The sequence below is a fragment of the Spiribacter sp. 1M189 genome (assembly GCF_040838345.1).
GTDB classification, from domain to species: Bacteria; Pseudomonadota; Gammaproteobacteria; order Nitrococcales; family Nitrococcaceae; genus Spiribacter; species Spiribacter insolitus.
On the sequence record NZ_JBAKFF010000001.1, the window covers coordinates 1,194,580 to 1,211,142 of the forward strand.

The 16,563-nt window shown below is 67.2% G+C and carries 13 protein-coding genes; 6 read left to right on the forward strand and 7 right to left on the reverse strand.

Features of this window, described 5'->3' with window-relative positions; all coding sequences use genetic code 11:
• Nucleotides 1-2: 2 nt before the first annotated feature.
• Together V6X30_RS06030 and V6X30_RS06035 are read right to left on the reverse strand one after the other, a co-directional pair.
• The gene (locus V6X30_RS06030; protein ID WP_367983720.1) at nucleotides 3-1,004 is read right to left on the reverse strand and encodes a metal ABC transporter solute-binding protein, Zn/Mn family; all 1,002 of its coding nucleotides are present in this window, start codon (nucleotides 1,002-1,004) and stop codon (nucleotides 3-5) included.
• A 102-nt stretch (nucleotides 1,005-1,106) separates the two neighbouring features.
• The gene (locus tag V6X30_RS06035; protein WP_367983721.1) at nucleotides 1,107-2,321 is read right to left on the reverse strand and encodes an argininosuccinate synthase; all 1,215 of its coding nucleotides are present in this window, start codon (nucleotides 2,319-2,321) and stop codon (nucleotides 1,107-1,109) included.
• A 109-nt stretch (nucleotides 2,322-2,430) separates the two neighbouring features.
• Here V6X30_RS06035 and pyrC point away from each other — a divergent pair, with 109 nt between their 5' ends.
• Together pyrC and rnt are read left to right on the forward strand one after the other, a co-directional pair.
• Nucleotides 2,431-3,486 carry a dihydroorotase gene (gene pyrC, locus V6X30_RS06040; protein WP_367983722.1) on the forward strand — a complete coding sequence of 352 codons (1,056 nt, stop codon included), beginning with the start codon at nucleotides 2,431-2,433 and terminating at the stop codon, nucleotides 3,484-3,486.
• Nucleotides 3,483-4,115 carry a ribonuclease T gene (gene rnt / locus V6X30_RS06045; RefSeq protein ID WP_367983723.1) on the forward strand — a complete coding sequence of 211 codons (633 nt, stop codon included), beginning with the start codon at nucleotides 3,483-3,485 and terminating at the stop codon, nucleotides 4,113-4,115. The genes pyrC and rnt overlap by 4 nt, the downstream gene beginning before the upstream one ends.
• Before the next feature lie 26 nt (nucleotides 4,116-4,141).
• On the opposite strand, the gene grxD is transcribed toward rnt, so the two are convergent.
• A complete protein-coding gene (gene grxD, locus V6X30_RS06050) occupies nucleotides 4,142-4,477 on the reverse strand; it encodes a Grx4 family monothiol glutaredoxin (RefSeq protein WP_367983724.1) in 336 nt (111 codons plus the stop codon).
• Nucleotides 4,478-4,572: 95 nt separating this feature from the next.
• Between grxD and V6X30_RS06055 the strand changes: the two genes are divergently transcribed.
• Complete coding sequence (locus V6X30_RS06055) at nucleotides 4,573-5,943, forward strand: DEAD/DEAH box helicase (RefSeq protein ID WP_367983725.1); 1,371 nt, start codon at nucleotides 4,573-4,575, stop codon at nucleotides 5,941-5,943.
• Here the strand turns inward: V6X30_RS06055 and V6X30_RS06060 are convergent.
• Genes V6X30_RS06060 through V6X30_RS06070 form a run of 3 tightly spaced genes read right to left on the reverse strand, consistent with a single transcriptional unit; the run spans nucleotide 5,934 to nucleotide 11,091 of the window.
• A complete protein-coding gene (locus tag V6X30_RS06060; RefSeq protein ID WP_367983726.1) occupies nucleotides 5,934-8,951 on the reverse strand; it encodes a translocation/assembly module TamB domain-containing protein in 3,018 nt (1,005 codons plus the stop codon). The two genes, V6X30_RS06055 and V6X30_RS06060, sit on opposite strands and share 10 nt — an antisense overlap.
• On the reverse strand, nucleotides 8,951-10,681 hold the full coding sequence (locus tag V6X30_RS06065) for an autotransporter assembly complex protein TamA (RefSeq protein WP_367983727.1): 1,731 nt from the start codon (nucleotides 10,679-10,681) through the stop codon (nucleotides 8,951-8,953). Before V6X30_RS06065 ends, V6X30_RS06060 begins: the two co-directional genes overlap by 1 nt.
• A 17-nt stretch (nucleotides 10,682-10,698) precedes the next feature.
• A complete protein-coding gene (locus V6X30_RS06070) occupies nucleotides 10,699-11,091 on the reverse strand; it encodes a TraR/DksA family transcriptional regulator (RefSeq protein ID WP_367983728.1) in 393 nt (130 codons plus the stop codon).
• A gap of 69 nt (nucleotides 11,092-11,160) precedes the next feature.
• On the opposite strand from V6X30_RS06070, the gene V6X30_RS06075 reads away from it, so the two are divergent.
• Entirely contained in the window at nucleotides 11,161-12,705 is a 1,545-nt protein-coding gene (locus tag V6X30_RS06075; RefSeq protein ID WP_367983729.1) for a GNAT family N-acetyltransferase, read from the forward strand.
• A gap of 29 nt (nucleotides 12,706-12,734) precedes the next feature.
• On the opposite strand, the gene V6X30_RS06080 is transcribed toward V6X30_RS06075, so the two are convergent.
• Nucleotides 12,735-13,940 (reverse strand): pyridoxal phosphate-dependent aminotransferase, encoded by a 1,206-nt coding sequence (locus V6X30_RS06080; protein ID WP_367983730.1) that lies wholly within the window; start codon nucleotides 13,938-13,940, stop codon nucleotides 12,735-12,737.
• A 172-nt stretch (nucleotides 13,941-14,112) separates the two neighbouring features.
• Here V6X30_RS06080 and V6X30_RS06085 point away from each other — a divergent pair, with 172 nt between their 5' ends.
• Both V6X30_RS06085 and V6X30_RS06090 read left to right on the forward strand, forming a co-directional pair.
• Nucleotides 14,113-15,093, forward strand: coding sequence for a D-2-hydroxyacid dehydrogenase (locus tag V6X30_RS06085; protein WP_367983731.1), 981 nt, complete (start codon nucleotides 14,113-14,115; stop codon nucleotides 15,091-15,093).
• A 30-nt stretch (nucleotides 15,094-15,123) separates the two neighbouring features.
• Complete coding sequence (locus V6X30_RS06090; RefSeq protein WP_367983732.1) at nucleotides 15,124-16,563, forward strand: NAD-dependent succinate-semialdehyde dehydrogenase; 1,440 nt, start codon at nucleotides 15,124-15,126, stop codon at nucleotides 16,561-16,563.

Genomic DNA, 16,563 nt, shown 5'->3' on the forward strand with positions numbered 1-16,563 from the left:
GCTCAATCGCCACGCGCCGGCTGTGCATCCAGTGACCCGCGCCAGGGCGCCAGCACCGGCGGCAGCGGCGCCATGGTCCCGCCCAGCGCCCCGGTAATCGCTGCGGTGTTGTGGATCAGCATACCAATGAGACTGTCGGCCAGCGTGCCCGGTTCGCCCAGCGCATCGCCGTAGATCGAGCCACCGATGGATACTTCCGCCGAGCGCTCCCGGGCGGCCGCCAGCACCGCTTCCACGGTGCGCGGATTGATGGTGGTCTCGACAAAGATGGCCGGGATGCCGCGCTCAGCGATGAGATCCGCGGTGGCCTGGATATCGGCGACGCTGGCCTCGGCGCTGGTGCTGATGCCCTGGATGCCTTCGACCTCGATACCATAGGCGCGGCCGTAGTAGCGGAAGGCATCGTGGGCGGTGAGCAGTGCCCGCTGCGCCTCGGGGATGCTGGCGATGCGCGCGCGGATCCACTCGTCCAGCGCCTGGAGCTGCTCATGCAGGGTATCCGCCCGGTCGTTGATGGCCTCTGCGCAGCCCGGTGCGATATCGGTGAGCATGCCGGCGAGGGGTGCCACACCCTGCGCCCATAGACCGGCGTCCATCCACAGATGCGGATCGACTGCATAGCCGCCCGTGCCCTGTATGCGCTCCAACGGCCCTTCCGCGGCGGCGGCCTCGGCCAGCGCCAGTGTGGGCCGGCGCTCACCGACGCGGGTCAGGACATTGTCGAGCTGTCCCTCGAGCCCGAATCCGTTATAGACGATCAGCTCCGCCTGCTGGAATGCGCGCACGTCAGAGGCCGAGGCCTGGAAGAGGTGGGGATCAACGCCGGGGCCCATCAACACTTCGACGTCGATGCACTCATCCCCGAGCCTCTCCACCGTATCGCCGACCATGCCCGTGGTGGCCAGCACCAGCGGCGCCGCAACCACCGCCTGCGCCGCGCCGAGGCCTATGCCCACGACCATCGCACCGGTCAGTAAAACGTTGCGGCAGCGGCTGGCAACCATACGTCCTCTCCCTGCGAATGAGAATTGGTATGGTTCCAATCTATCCATTGCCCCGGACCGGGTCAACGACCCGGCCGCCGGGCCGGCGCGCACACCGACGCGCTATTCGCCGCGTCGGGCGGCGACACGCAGCCGCAGGGCATTCAGCTTGATGAAGCCCTCGGCATCCTTCTGATCGTAGGCTCCCGCATCGTCCTCAAACGTGGCGATGCTGTCGTCGAACAGGCTGTCCGACCCGGAGCGACGGCCGACCACGATGACATTGCCCTTGTAGAGCTTCAGCCGCACGACACCATTGACCCGGGTCTGGGTGTGATCAATCAGGGCCTGCAGCGCCTCGCGCTCCGGGCTCCACCAGTAGCCGTTGTAGATCAGCTCGGCATAGCGCGGCATGACCTCGTCCTTGAGATGGGCCGATTCGCGATCGAGGGTGATGGATTCGATGGCGCGATGGGCACGCAGCAGAATGGTGCCGCCGGGGGTTTCATAGCAGCCGCGGGATTTCATGCCCACATAGCGGTTCTCGACGATGTCGATGCGGCCGATGCCGTTGTCGCCGCCAATCTGGTTGAGCCGCGAGAGCATGTCATGGGGTGCCAGCGCCTCGCCGTTGAGGGCGACGGCATCCCCGCCGCGGAACTCGAGGTCGATCTCGGTGGGCGTATCCGGCGCCGCCTCGGGCGAGACGCTCCAGCGCCACATGTCCTCCTCCGCCGGCGTCCAGGTGTCTTCCAGCACCCCGCCCTCATAGGAGATGTGCAGCAGGTTGGCGTCCATGGAGTACGGCGAGCCGCCGCCCTCCTTCCTGCCCTCAATGGGGATGCCGCGCTCCTCGGCGTAGGCAAGCAGGCGCTCGCGGGAGTTCAGATCCCATTCGCGCCAGGGGGCGATGACGTGAATCCCCGGCTCGAGGCCGTAGTAGCCGAGCTCGAAGCGGACCTGGTCGTTGCCCTTGCCGGTCGCCCCGTGACAGACGGCATCGGCGCCGGTCTCGCGGGCGATCTCGATCTGGCGCTTGGCGATCAGCGGGCGGGCGATCGAGGTACCGAGCAGGTATTCACCCTCGTAAATGGCATTGGCGCGGAACATCGGGAAGACGAAGTCGCGCACGAACTCCTCGCGCAGGTCGTCGATGTAGATCTCCTCGACACCCAGATCCTGTGCTTTGGCGCGCGCGGGCTCGAGCTCCTCGCCCTGGCCCAGGTCGGCGGTGAAGGTGACCACCTCGCAGTGATAGTGGTCGCGCAGCCACTGCAGGATGACGGAGGTATCCAGCCCGCCGGAGTAGGCCAGGACGACCTTTTTGATCTCGCTCATGAAACGCTCTCTCGGATTGACGAATTTCAGGGTCCTATTGCGGGGCAATGATCGGTGCGCCGGCAGGGAGAATCAAGGCGCGGAGCGCCGGCCCTGATACACTGGGGCAATGGAAACGCTCACGCTGACCCGACCGGATGACTGGCATCTCCACCTGCGCGACGGCGTCGTGCTGGAGGATGTGGTGCACTGGAGCGCGGCCCGTTTCGGGCGGGCGATCATCATGCCCAACCTCGTCCCGCCGGTGACCACCACCGAAATGGCCGCCGCCTACCGCGACCGGATCCTGGCCGCCAGGCCCGAACGCAGCAGCTTCGAGCCGCTGATGACGCTCTACCTCACCGACAACACCCCGGCCGCCGAGATCGAGCGCGCCGCGGCCAGCGGCTTCATTCATGCGATCAAGCTCTACCCCGCCGGCGCCACCACCAACAGTGACTCCGGCGTGACCGATATCCAGCACTGTGACGACGCCCTGGCCGCCATCGCCGAGCACAACCTCACGCTCTGCATCCATGGCGAGGTCACACGCCCCGAGACCGATATCTTCGATCGCGAAGCGATTTTCCTTGAAGAGCGCCTGGCGCCGCTGCTCGAGCGCCATACCAGCCTGCGCGTGGTCCTCGAACACCTGACCACCGCCGCCGCGGTGGATTTCGTTCGTCAGGGGCCCGAGCGGCTCGGGGCCACCATCACGCCGCAGCATCTGCTCATGAATCGCAATGATCTGCTCGCCGGCGGCGTGCGGCCGCATCACTACTGTCTGCCCATCCTCAAGCGCGAGCGCGACCGCGAGGCGCTGGTCGACATCGCCACCTCGGGCCACCCGCGATTCTTCCTCGGCACGGACAGCGCGCCGCATGCCCGGCACGCCAAGGAAAACGCCTGTGGCTGTGCCGGCATCTTCAGCGCTCCGCTGGCCATCGAGCTGTACGCCGAGGCCTTCGCGCAGGCCGACGCCCTGGAACGGCTGGAGGGCTTTGCCAGCCACTTCGGTGCCGACTTCTACGGCCTGCCCCGCAATCCCGACCGCATCACGCTGCAGCGTCAGCCACGCGCTGTTCCCGAGACGCTGCCCTACGGCGACGCCCATATCGTGCCGCTGCGCGCCGGCGGCACGATCGGCTGGTCACTCGCCGAGACCACCGCCCCGGAGGCCCCATGACCACTCGTGCCATCAACCAGCGCTTCCGCGGCTTTCTGCCCGTGGTGGTGGACATCGAGACCGGTGGCGTGAATGCCGCCACCGACGCCATGCTGCAGATCGCGGCGGTGATGGTGCACATGGATGAGGATGGTGCGCTCTACACCGGCGAGACCCACACCACGCATGTCCAGCCCTTCGAGGGCGCCAATCTCGATCCAAAGTCGCTGGAGTTCAATGGCATCGACCCGGACCATCCGCTTCGCATGGCGATTCCTGAGGACGAGGCCCTGCGCCAGATCTTCCGGCCGATCCGCGAGACGATCCGGGCCACGGGATGCAGCCGCGCGGTGCTGGTCGGCCACAATGCCTGGTTCGATCTGGGTTTTCTGAACGCCGCGGTGAACCGCTGCGGCATCAAGCGCAACCCCTTCCATCCGTTTTCCTGCTTCGACACGGCGACACTTTCCGGTCTCGCATTCGGGCAGACGGTGCTGGCGCGGGGGGTGGCGGCGGCCGATCTGGGATGGGATGCGCGCGAGGCGCACTCGGCGATCTACGATGCGGAGAAGACCGCCGAGCTTTTCTGCACCATCGTCAATCGCTGGGATGAGCTGAATGATCATCCCGACTACGGGGCGGGGCCCTGAGCCCGGCCCCGCGGCCGCTGGCGGGATCAGGCGTTGTCCGACTCGCTGCCGGCGGCTGACTGCACGGCCTGCTGCAGCTCGCCCGACTCGTACATCTCCATGATGATGTCGCAGCCGCCGAGCAGCTCGCCGCTGACGTAGAGCTGTGGGATGGTCGGCCAGTTGCCGTACTCCTTGATCCCCTGACGGATGCCCTCATCCTCGAGTACGTTGACATAGGCGAACTCCACGCCGCAGCCGGCAAGCGCCTGCGCGGCACGCATCGAGAAGCCGCACTGCGGGAACTGCGGCGAGCCCTTCATGTAGAGAATCACCGGGTTCCCTTCCACCTGCTCGCGGATGCTGTCCTGTACGTCGCTCATTTCGACTCCTTCGTTAATCTGTACTCCCAGTGTACGGATTGGACCAGAATCAGGCGAGGGGCAAAAACCCTGTAGATACGGTATCCTGCGCGGCCATGGAACAAAATCATCTGTCTGACACGCGTTTCGAGTCCCTCGGACTCCACGAATCCCTTCTCACCGGTCTGCAGGAAGCGGGCTTCGAGCACTGCACACCGATCCAGGCCGCCGCGCTGCCCATTGCCCTGAAGGGCCACGATGTCGCCGGGCAGGCGCAGACCGGTACCGGCAAATCGGCCGCTTTCCTGCTCGCTTGCATGCACCGGCTGATGACCAATCCGGTGGCCGCCGACAAGGTCGGGCCCTGGGCGATCGTACTGGCGCCCACCCGCGAGCTCGCGCTGCAGATCCACAAGGATGCCGAGCGCCTCGGCTGGTTCACGGGCATGGACTTCGCCTGCATCTACGGCGGCACCGGCTACGAGAGCCAGCGCAAGGCCCTGGAGAAGGGCACCGACATCCTCATCGGCACCCCCGGGCGCATCATCGATTTCTACAAGCAGCGGGTCTTCAGCCTCGACAACATCGAGGTCTGCATCCTCGATGAGGCCGACCGCATGTTCGACATGGGCTTCATCGCCGACATCCGCTATCTGCTGCGGCGCATGCCGCCGCCCGAGGAGCGGCTCAACATGCTGTTCTCGGCGACGCTGTCCGAGCGGGTCCGCGAGCTCGCCTACGAGCACATGAACGACCCGGAGTCGGTACAGATCGAGTCCGACACCATCACTGCCGACAAGGTCCGGCAGAAGCTCTACCACGTCGAGAACAACCAGAAGATCGGCCTGCTGCTTGGCGTGCTGCGCCAGCAGGAGCCCACGCGCACGCTGATCTTCGTCAACACCAAGCGCGATGCCGACAAGGTCACCGGCTATCTGCTCGGCAACGACATCAAGGCCGCCGTCATCTCCGGGGACATCCCGCAGAACAAGCGCGAACAGCTCCTCGGCAAATTCCAGGCCGGCGAACTGCCGATCCTCGTGGCCACCGATGTCGCCGCCCGCGGGCTGCACATCCCCGAGGTCAGCCACGTCATCAACTACGACCTGCCGCAGGACGCCGAGGACTACGTCCACCGCATCGGCCGAACGGCCCGGGCGGGTGCGACGGGCGATGCCATCAGCTTCGCCTGCGAAAGCTATGTCTACTCCCTGCCCGATATCGAGCAGTACATCGACCAGAAGGTCCCCTCGGAAATGGCCCCGCCGGAGCTCATCGCCGACGACATCAAACCCGCGGCCCGCATGGACAACCGCCGCAGCAGCAGCGGTGGCAGCCGCAGCCGCGGCGGAAGCGGTGGTGGCCGGCGCGGGAATGGTGGCGGCCGTGGCAACGGCGGCCCGCGCGGATCGAGCCGGAGCAGCCGGCCCGCCGAGTCCAGTGGCGACGCGGCTCCCCCGCCGAGCGAGGGCGGCGATCAGTCGTAGTTGAACGAGTAGAAGAGGTCGAGGGCGTTTTCAGCGCCGCTCACGGCCTCGAGGTAGAGCTGCTCGGTCAGGTAATAGCGCAGGCTGAGCGTGTTCTGGGGCTGGAACACGCCGACGCCGTAGCGGACCATCAGATTGGGGGCGAGATAACCACTCACCGCCACCTGCGCCTCATCGCCCTGGCCAGTGGCCTCAAGCTGAAAGTCCTCGATGCCCAGCTCTTCGGCGATCGCCGAGCCCAGCCGTCCGCCACCGAAGACACCCAGCGACAGCGCGGCACGGCTGAGCAGTGCCTCCTCGCTGGGCGTCCCCTGCCCCGGCGGTCGTCCCGTGACCAGATAGGAGAGAATGCTCGCCTGGGCCATCGGTGGTCGCGAGAAAAGCCGCACCTGCGGATCATCCGCGGGCCCGGTGACGCGCAGCCCCGCGAGGATATCCGCCGACTCCCGGACGGCCTCGATATCCAGCCGGGGCCGGATCAGCGGACCGGCGAAGATCAGCCGCCCGCGACGGATGACGAGTGACTGGCCATAGGCCTCATAGCTCGCGTCAAGGAGGTTGAGCACACCCTCCGCCTCGGCCCCCTCGGCGCCAATCTGGCGCAGACGCAGCTCGCCGCCGAGCCGCCCCGTGGCGCCCTGGGCGGAGAAGGTCACCGCATCACCGAGCACCAGTCGCAGATCGCTCTCCAGCGTCCGGCCAACCGCCTCGTCCCCGGCGCGGACCAGCGGTTCGCCGGCGGCATCCACCAGCACGGTATCCGGCGATACCCGCACGGCGCCGGGCGCGCGCTGATTGGGCTGGAGCCGGCCGGCCGGCACCCTCACCTCACCGCTCAGCCGCAGCCGCTGCGGCGTGATCTCAAGGCGCACATCCGGGGTCACGGAGAGTTCGGCGAGCGTACCGACATCGATGGCCAGCGCCTCGCCGGTGAGATCGATCCGCCCCTGAAGGGCGGCCTGCTGCCAGTCGAGCTGGCCATCCACGCGGGCCTTGCCCTCACCGGCCTGGAACCCGCCCTCGAGCGTCGCACGCTGGCCGTCGATGCGGGCGATCAGATTGATCGCCTCCAGCGGTGTCGCCAGGGCGGAGGGCAGAAGCTCGCCATCCGCGAGGCGCAGCGACCCCCGAAAGACCGGCGCCGCGAGCGTGCCGTGCAACTCGCCCCGGGCCTGCAGAAGGCCCCGGACACGGCGCAGTTGCGGCAGGGCGCCGGCAAGCGGTGCCAGCGAGACACCATCAAGCCAGACGATGCCATCCAGCGGCCGGGCGGCATCACTCGGGTCGGTCCGGACAACGAACCCTCCAGTGCCGATCGCCGGCGATGCCAGGCCCAGCCGCAGATCGGCCCGATCCGGCCGCAGGTCGGCATCGACAACAATGCGGTCATAGTCGAGCGACAGGGGGCCATCCGATCCGGTCTGGGGCACCTCGATGCGACCGGCGGCACTGACCAGCGTCAGTCGCGCGCTGGGGCCGGCATCGCGCTGCCAATCCAGTGCCGCGGTGCCGGTGACCTGCCCCGGCAGGCCGAACCCCGCGGGCAGATAGGGCTCGAGCAGCGTCAGCGGCATGCGCGCGAGACCCAGGTGCAGTCGGGCGCGATCGCGGTCGACCCGCAACGGCTCGGCACAGACGCGAACCGCCTGCCATGTCCAACAGTGATCGGCCAGACGCAGCCCCGCCGATCCGACCGCCAGCGCCGGCTCTCCCTCCATTCGCCAACGCCGGCCTGCGGCGGTGAACGTCGCCTCGGTGATCGCTCCGGCCCAGCCACCGGCTGGCCCGTCCATGGCACCGCGGGCCACCAGCCGCGCGGCGAGCGGCCCGTCACTGGCCTCCAGAATCAGACGGTGATCGGCGGGCTCGCCCCGCAGGGCCAGATGCAGGTCACCCAGTGGCGTGTCGTCCCGCGCCAGGCCAAGCAGTCGCAGATCGATCCGGCCACCGCGCTGTGCGGACCAGTCGGCGTCCAGGGTCGCCTGTCCGAGGGCCAGCCCCTGGTAGGCGATCGCCTCGGCGTTGACGGCGCCTGTCACCGACGGCCGGAGCGGTTCACCGCTGACCTCGAAACGGCCCTCGAGCCGCCCGGAGAGCCCTGGCCAGAAGGCGGCCAATGAGGGCGCCTGAAAGTTGCCATCGAGCGCCAGCGTGTCGGTCAGACGTGCATCCAGGGCGAGCCGCCCCTGCGCCGCCTCAATGCTCGCCATGACCCGGCGATCCGGGCCAAGCAGGCTCAGATCGATCTCGAACTGCGCCGTCCGCGCGCCGGAGAGCTCGCCGGTCAGCGTCACATCCTCCGCCTCACCGCGCAGCCGGCCGGCGACCTGGAGCGCCTCCCCGGCGGTGAGCGCGCGGGCGGGTTCGAGCGTCCAATGCAGATCAAGCGGCCAGTCACCCGCCGGTACGATCTCCCCCGCCAGACTGGCGCGACCCGAATCGGCGGCCACCTCCAGGTGCTCGAGGGTCAGCCGGTTATCGACAAGGCGTGCCGCCAGGTCGACAGACTCCAGGTAGAGGGCAGAGCCATCCTCTGCGTCGGCCCCGCGCCGGATCGCCACCTGCTCAATCCGCAGCCCGTCGACGATGACATCCACCGGCACGCTCAGATCCGGCAGGCGGATCCGTTCCGGCAGGGCATCCAGTGGATTGCCACTCGCCGCCGGCTCGGCGGCCTCCGCCGGCAGGGACGCCGCCGGCCAGGCCACCTCGACTCCGACGACGTTCAGGCGATCGATACAGACCCGCCAGCGCAGCAGACAGTCGGGTCGCCAGTCGAGCGTCACGCGGTCGAATGCCACGCGCCGGTCATCCGCCGACCAGACCACATCGGCGAGGACCATCCCCTCCCAGAGGTTGCCCGAGACCACCGAGAGCGTCAGTTCCGGCCGCACGGCCTCGGCCCGCGCCGCCAGCCAGCGGGCGCCGTCGGTGGTGCTGATCAGCCAGGCCATCAGCAGCGCCGTGCCGAATACCAGTGTCAGGAGCAGCGTGCGCAGGCCCGGCATCAGAACGGCGGCCCGACAGAGATATGCAGCCGGAACGGGATATCATCGCGGCTTACTCCCCAGGCAAAGTCCAGCCGCAGCGGTCCCACCGGCGATGACCAGCGAACACCGAAGCCGGTGCCCACCGCGGGATCAAACTCGTCGGGTCGATCGTATGCATTGCCCGCGTCCACAAAGGTCGCGAGGCGCCAGTTACCGAGCACCTTATAGCTGTACTCGAAACTGCCGGTGGCGAGATAGCGCCCGCCAGTCACGTCACCGCTCGCGTCCCGGGGCCCGAGGCTGTTATAGGCGAAGCCGCGCACGCTCTGATCGCCACCGGCGAAAAACCGCAGCGAGGTGGGAGTCTGCTCGAAATCGTTGGTGGCGATGGCGCCCACATCGGCGCGTAACTGGAAGCGGTTGCGCTCGCCGAGGCTGCGCAGCCAGGTGTTGCTCAGCCGCAGGCGGGCGATATCGAGATCGGAGAGAAGATCCCGGGCGGCCACCTCGATCGAGTAGGTCTGCCGGTCTCCGCGGTAGGGATCGATGCCACCGCGGGAGCGGGTGCGCGTGAAGGCGATGCCCGGCAGCAGCAGACGACTCGTCCCCGAATCGAGACCGGCGGTGAAGCGCTCGTCGAGCCAGCGCAGCGACTGGGTGCGCACCCAGCCCGAGGTAAACCCCTGGCGCCGGCTGAGCGAAACGGTGTAGCGCTCGCTGCGGCTCGCCTCGATATCCTCTTTCTGCCAACCCGTGGCCAGTGCCAGATAATCATTGAGGGGGTCGGCGAGCGGAATCTCGTAGCGGGCGTCCACGCTCTGGCGCACCGTGGAGAGCCGGAGCCCGCTGTCCAGACGGTGGCCGCGATTGTTGATGTAGTGTCGCTCGAAGCCGAGCCGGGTGCGGGGGCCCTCGTCGGTGGAATAGCCGATGCCGGTGGTCACGGTATTGCGGTCCCGGGTGACCACATCGGCCTGCACGGGAATCCGCCGGTCCACCGCTTCGTCGCGTCGGGTCTCGACCAGCGCATCACTGAAGTATCCGCTCTCGAGTAGACGGCTGTTGAGATCGGCAATGGCATCGGCGGTATAGGGCGTACCCGGCTCGAAGGGCACCAGCCGCTCAAGGAAGGAGCGCCGGAAAGGTGTCGCGGAGAAGCTCACTTCGCCGAGCGCGTAGCGGGGCCCGCTGGCCAGCACCAGCGTGGCATCCGCCCACGCCCCGGAGACATTCACGGCGAGGCGGGCGGTGGTGAAGCGCGCATCGAAATAGCCCCGCTGCAGGGCCAGATTGCGCAGGGCGCGCTTGCTGCGCTCGTAATCGGCCTGATTGAGTGGCTCATCCGGGCGCAGCGGCAGCCGCTCGACAAGCGTGCCGAAGGCGATACCGTCCTCACCGGCGCCAGTGATCCGGACCTCGACGTTGCGCACCGTCACCCGCGGGCCGGAGTCCACCTCAATGGCAAGCGCCCAGTGCCCCTGCACCGAGCGCAGGCTCACTTCGCTCTGTGCCTGGTAGTAACCGAGCGCCTCCAGCGCCTCCGTGACCTGGCTGCGGACCCGATCCCGGTAGAGATCGGCGGCGAGATCGGAGTCCAGATCCACCGCCGGGTCGACGTATGCACGGATATTCTCCGCAGCCTCGCCCTCAACGCCGGTGAGCGTCAGACGCACCTCGGCCGCCGCGGTACCGGCGAGCAGCCCGGCCACGGCCAGTGTAAGGAGCCATCGCCATGGCCCGCATCCCATGCCCCCGGCGACCCGTCTCAGAGGCGTGGGGGCCGGCCCCCGGCGCGCTCATGGGCTTCCTGACAATCGATGCAGCGAGACGCCGACGGCGAGGCCTGCAGGCGCGCGAAGGGAATGGGCTCACCACAGTCCACGCAGATCCCGTAGCCGCCCTCATGCCAGGCGCGCAGCGCCGCTTCGTTGGCGCGCAGCTCCTGGATGTGGCGGTCAATGTCGGCGTACTCGATGTCCGCGAGCAGATCCACCAGCGACTCGTCGCCCGGGTCACGGACCCGGTCGGCGATATCCTCGGCACGGTGCAGATCGGCGGCCAACACCTCGCTGCGGATCTCCTCGCGCAGCGCGGCCTGCTCTTTCTCCAGCGCCTCGCGCAGTGCCTGGCGCTGCTCGGCGGACAGATTCTCGTTCATTCTCAGCTCCTGCCGTAGATGAGTGTTCAGCTCTCTGACCCGAGAGGGCCCCATGATATCCTCAATCGCATGAGTGAACAGGACGCAAGCTCCGAGGAACATCGCCTGCGGCTCCGCCATCTGCGCTTGTCGGACTACTCCGATGTCAAGCACATCATGGATCAGGTCTATCCCGACCTGGGTGGCGCCTGGACGCGCAAGCAGTTCGCCGCGCAGGTCAGTCGCTTCGCCGAGGGCCAGATCTGCATCGAGGATAACGGCCGGGTGGTGGCCGGTGCCATTTCCATGATCGTCGACTACGGCCGCTACGGCGACCGGCACAAGTACGACGAGATCACCGGCAACGGCTATCTGAGCAATCACGATCCCAACGGCGATGTGCTCTACGGCGTCGATATTTTCGTCGACCCCGAGTACCGCGGCATGCGTCTCGGCCGGCGCCTTTACGACGCCCGCAAGGAGCTCTGCCGCAGTCTCAACCTGCGCGCCATCGTCGCCGGTGGCCGCATGCCCGGCTATCGCGAGCATGCCGGCGAGATGAAGCCCGAGGAGTACATCGATCTGGTCAAGCGCCGCGAGCTCTACGACCCGATCCTCTCCTTTCAGCTCGCCAACGACTTTCACGTGCGCCGCGTGATCACCGCCTATCTGCCGGAGGATCAGGACTCCCGCGCCTTCGCGACGCTGCTGCAGTGGGACAACATCTTCTACGAGAGCGGTCGCACACCGCTCATCGGCGGGCGCAAGTCCACCGTGCGGGTCGGCACCGTGCAGTGGCAGATGCGCCGCGTGACCAACTTCGAGGATTTGATGTCGAACATCGAATTCTTCGTCGATGCCATGGCCGGCTACAACTGCGACTTCATCCTCTTCCCGGAGCTTTTCAACGCGCCGCTGCTCGCGCAGTTCAACCAGGAGGACCCGGCCGAGGCCATGCGCGGTCTGGCCCAGTACACCGGCGAGATCACCGATGCCATGAGCCGCATGGCCGTGTCCTACAACATCAACATCATCGCCGGCTCCATGCCAGTCTATGATGACAACGCCCTCTACAACGTCGCCTACCTGTGCCGGCGTGATGGCACCATCGACAACCACTACAAGCTCCACGCCACCCCCGATGAGCGCTTCTACTGGGGGGTACAGGGCGGCGATGCGCTGAAGGCCTTCGACACCGACGTGGGCAAGATCGGCATCCTGGTCTGCTACGACGTGGAATTCCCGGAGGCCTGCCGGCTGCTGGCCGATCAGGGCATGCAGATCCTGTTCGTGCCCTTCTGGACCGATACCAAGAACGCCTACCTGCGGGTGCGGCGCTGTGCCCAGGCGCGGGCCATCGAGAACGAGTGCTACGTGGCCATCACCGGCAGCGTCGGCAATCTGCCACGGGTGGAGAACATCGAGATCCAGTACGCCCAGGCCGCCGTGTTCTCACCCTCGGATTTCGCCTTCCCCCATGACGGGATCGTCAGCGAGTCGACACCCAATACCGAGATGACCCTGGTGGTGGATCTCGACATGGACAAGCTCAAGCAGCTCCGCGCCGAGGGCTCGGTCCAGAACGCCAAGGACCGGCGCCTGGACCTCTACCGCGTGCACTGGCTGGAGGACTGACGCCGCCGCGAGCAGCGGCGCCTCCGGGCTCAGAACTTCTGGTTCGCCAGCCAGGGCTGCATCCGCGCGAACGCCTCTTCGATGTTCTCCATGGAGTTCGAGAAGCTGATGCGGATGGCGTTGCTGCAGGTATCGCCGAAAGCATCGCCCGGGATCACGCACACGCCGGTCTCCTCGAGCATGCGTAGCGAGAGATCGGTGGCATCGGTCCGGGGCGGCAGCGAGGGGAACACGTAGAACGCTCCCTGCGGGACGTAGCCGGTGAGATGCGGCGTCTCGCTGACGAGCTCCACCACCCGGTCGCGACGGCGCCGGTATTCGGCGTTCATCTCGTCGACACAGGCCATGTCACCCTTGAGTGCCGCCACGCCGGCCCACTGCGCCGGGGTGCTCGCCACCGTGGTGGTGAACATGTGATAGCGCCGCAGCTTCTTGATCGCGCCCTGGCTGGAGATCATCCAGCCGATGCGGAATCCCGCCATGCTGAAGGTCTTGGAGAAGCTCGAGATCGACATCACATGATCGAGATCCGAGGTGCAGTTGATCACGCTGGGGAACTCCATCCCCTCCTCGAGCAGGATGTGGTCATAGACCTCGTCGGCGAAGACGTAGACCCCACGGTAGGCCGCCTCCTGGACGATCGCCTCGATGGTCTCGCGTGGATAGACCGCCCCGCTCGGGTTGCTCGGCGAGTTGAGCACGATCGCGAAGGTGCGCATGCCGATGGCGTCGATCACCTCCTGCGGGTCGATCTGATGGCCATGCTCGGGGCGCGTCGGGATGATCTTCACCTCGCCGCCGTTCATGCGGATGAGCGGGGCATAGAGCAGGAAGGTCGGATCGGTGACGATGAACTGCCGGCCCGGTGCCGCGGTGGCGGTGAGCGCGAGATACATCGCCTCGGTGGCGCCGGTGGTGACGAGGAAATTGTCCTCCGTGAGCTCGCGGTCGTAGCGCGCGCTGTAGTACCGCGCCAGTCCGGTGAGCAGCTCCGGCAGGCCGGCGTCCATGGTGTAGCCCGTGTACCCGTCGCGCAGTGCGTCAATATGCGCCTCGACGATATGTTGCGGCGTCGGGAAGTCGGGCTGGCCGATGGAAAGATGGATGACATCCTCCATGCCGGCGGCGGTGTTGATCATCCGCCGGATGCCGGGCATCGGGATGGCCTGAAGGGAGGGGCTGAACAGCGGCCCTTCGGCCTGATCACCCTGCTCCATCTCCACCGGATTCACCATAATCGGATCCCCTTTTGCTGCAGGTCGGAACAACGTCGGATATCAAGGCGAAGCTAGACCTCGCGAGGAAAGTGGTCAAGCCCCCTGAGAGCGCATTCTGACGCAGTTGACGCGGTGCATCGGGGGTGTTTACCGTCCTTGCGGTCCAACCTGCCACAAAGGGAAGCATTCGATGACCGAGGCCCGGCCCAAAATTGTTGTCCTCACCGCGCCTGGCGAGGGGCTTCCCGAGGGGATGAATGCGCTCGAAGACGTCGCCGAGCTGCAGGTCGCCGAGGATGCCGAAAGCCTCCGTGCCACGCTCCCCGGTGCCAGGGTGCTCTGTGTCACCGATTTTCGCACCGAGGCCCTGGCCGAGGCATGGCCGGCCGCCGACGCCCTGGAATGGATCCACGCCACCAGCGCCGGCGTCGATGCACTGCTGATCCCGGCGGTGCGCGAGAGCGACATTCCGGTGACCAATGCCCGCGGCATCTTCGATCGCTGCATCGCCGAGTACGTCCTCGGCCAGATCATCGCCTTCTGCAAGGACTTTGCCGGCAACTGGCAACTCAAGCAGGCCCATCAGTGGCAGCATCGCGAGACCGAGCCAGTGGCCGGACGCAGTGTGCTGGTGGTGGGCGCCGGCTCCATCGGCCGCCAGATCGCCCGCCTGTGCGGCGCCGTGGGCATGAGCCCGGATGGCGTCGGCCGCCGCGCCCGGCCGGGGGATGAGGACTTCGGCGCGATCTACGCCCAGGCCGATCTGCTCTCGCTGCTGCCGGACTATGATTTCGTGGTCATTGCCGCGCCGCTCACCGCCGATACCGAAGGCCTCTTTGGCGAGGCCGAGTTCCGGGCCATGCACCCCGGCGCACGTCTGGTCAACATCGGCCGCGGCCCCATCGTCAAGACCGATGCGCTGGTCAACGCGCTGCGCGACGGGGCCATCGACGGCGCCGCACTGGATGTCTTCGAGCAGGAGCCACTGCCGCCGGCGCACCCGCTCTGGGATCTGCCCAATGTGCACATCTCCTCGCACATGGCGGGCGATTTCATTGGCTGGAAAAGCGCCCTGTCACAGCAGTTCATTGACAACTTCCGGCGCTGGCATGCCGGCGAGCCCCTGAACAACCCGGTGGACAAGGCCCACGGCTTTGTCCCCTCCACCTGATTCACCCAACTCAACGCAACGAGGCGCTTCATGATCGACTCTCCCCTGCTCCCGTCACTCGGCGGCTACATCAACGGCGAATGGGTCATGGCCGACAGTGGCCGCACGCTCGCCGTGACCAACCCGGTCGACAATGGCCATCTGGCGGACGTCGCCGCCATGGGGGGTGACGAGACCAGCCGGGCCATCGCCGCGGCCGAGGCCGCCCTGGAGCAGCCCGCCGATCGCGAGCAGCGCCGCCGCTGGCTGGACGCCATTGCCGATGCGCTGATCGCCAACCGCGAGGAGATCGGCCGGATTCTGTGCATGGAGCACGGCAAGCCGCTGGCCGAGGCCCAGGGCGAGGCGGATTACGCCGCGGGCTTCTTCCGCTATGCCGCCGCCCACATCGACGCCCTCGCGCCGCACACGCTCGACGAGCGTCCGCGTGACTGTACCTGGCATGTCCACTATCGACCCGCCGGCGTGGTCGGGCTGATCACGCCGTGGAACTTCCCCATTGGCATGATCGCCAAGAAGCTCTCCTCGGCCATCGCCGCCGACTGCCCCAGCGTCATCAAGCCCTCGTCGAAGACACCGCTGACCATGATCGCGCTGTTCACCCTGCTCGAGCGCGAGGTCGGGCTGCCCGCGGGCAAGGCCAACCTGGTCATGGGCTCGGCGGGGCCGATCACGGATGCGCTTTTCAATGCACCTTCCGTGCGGGTGATCAGCTTCACCGGGTCCACCGAGGTGGGCCGCGAGCTGATCCGCCAGTCCGCCCCCGGCGTCAAGCGCCTCACCCTCGAGCTGGGCGGCAATGCGCCCTACATCATCTTCGATGATGCCGATCTCGATCATGCCGCCGATCAGCTCATCGGCAACAAATTCCGTGGCGGTGGCCAGACCTGTGTCTGCGCCAATCGCATCTTCGTGCATGGCGATGTCGCGGCCACCTTCGCCGACAAGCTCGCCGAGCGGGTCAAGGCCCTGACCGTGGGTGATGGCATGAAGGAGGGCACGCGCCTCGGCCCGTTGATCGATGAGAACGCCGTGGCCAAGGTTCAGCGGCACGTGGAGGATGCCGTGGCCCGGGGCGCGCAACAGGTCTACCAGGGCGATGCGAGTGGCCTGGCCGGGACCTTCTACCCGCCGACGGTGCTGCTCGACGTCCCGGCCGAGGCGGCCTGCTACCGCGAGGAGACCTTCGGTCCGCTGGTGCCGATCATCACCTTTGCCGACGACGCCGAGGTGGTGCATATGGCCAACGACACCGACTTCGGCCTCGCCTGCTATGTCTTCACCGCCAACGAGGCGCGGGGCTACGGGGTGATCGAGCGTCTGCGCTTCGGCCATGCGGCGCTGAACACCGGCAGCGGACCGACGCCGGAGGCGCCCTTCGGTGGCATGAAACAGTCCGGCTTCGGCCGCGAGGGTGGCCTCGAGGGGCTGTTCGAGTTCACCGAGACGCAGACCATCCCGGTGGGCTGA

Bases quoted from the DNA above. Each gene is read 5' to 3' on its own strand.
- V6X30_RS06085 (WP_367983731.1), top strand. From the start codon at position 14,113: ATGACCGAGGCCCGGCCCAAAATTGTTGTCCTCACCGCGCCTGGCGAG.
- grxD (WP_367983724.1), bottom strand. From the start codon at position 4,477: ATGAGCGACGTACAGGACAGCATCCGCGAGCAGGTGGAAGGGAACCCG.
- V6X30_RS06055 (WP_367983725.1), top strand. From the start codon at position 4,573: ATGGAACAAAATCATCTGTCTGACACGCGTTTCGAGTCCCTCGGACTC.
- V6X30_RS06030 (WP_367983720.1), bottom strand. From the start codon at position 1,004: ATGGTTGCCAGCCGCTGCCGCAACGTTTTACTGACCGGTGCGATGGTC.
- V6X30_RS06070 (WP_367983728.1), bottom strand. From the start codon at position 11,091: ATGAACGAGAATCTGTCCGCCGAGCAGCGCCAGGCACTGCGCGAGGCG.
- V6X30_RS06080 (WP_367983730.1), bottom strand. From the start codon at position 13,940: ATGGTGAATCCGGTGGAGATGGAGCAGGGTGATCAGGCCGAAGGGCCG.
- V6X30_RS06035 (WP_367983721.1), bottom strand. From the start codon at position 2,321: ATGAGCGAGATCAAAAAGGTCGTCCTGGCCTACTCCGGCGGGCTGGAT.
- V6X30_RS06075 (WP_367983729.1), top strand. From the start codon at position 11,161: ATGAGTGAACAGGACGCAAGCTCCGAGGAACATCGCCTGCGGCTCCGC.
- V6X30_RS06090 (WP_367983732.1), top strand. From the start codon at position 15,124: ATGATCGACTCTCCCCTGCTCCCGTCACTCGGCGGCTACATCAACGGC.
- V6X30_RS06060 (WP_367983726.1), bottom strand. From the start codon at position 8,951: ATGCCGGGCCTGCGCACGCTGCTCCTGACACTGGTATTCGGCACGGCG.
- V6X30_RS06065 (WP_367983727.1), bottom strand. From the start codon at position 10,681: ATGGGATGCGGGCCATGGCGATGGCTCCTTACACTGGCCGTGGCCGGG.
- pyrC (WP_367983722.1), top strand. From the start codon at position 2,431: ATGGAAACGCTCACGCTGACCCGACCGGATGACTGGCATCTCCACCTG.
- rnt (WP_367983723.1), top strand. From the start codon at position 3,483: ATGACCACTCGTGCCATCAACCAGCGCTTCCGCGGCTTTCTGCCCGTG.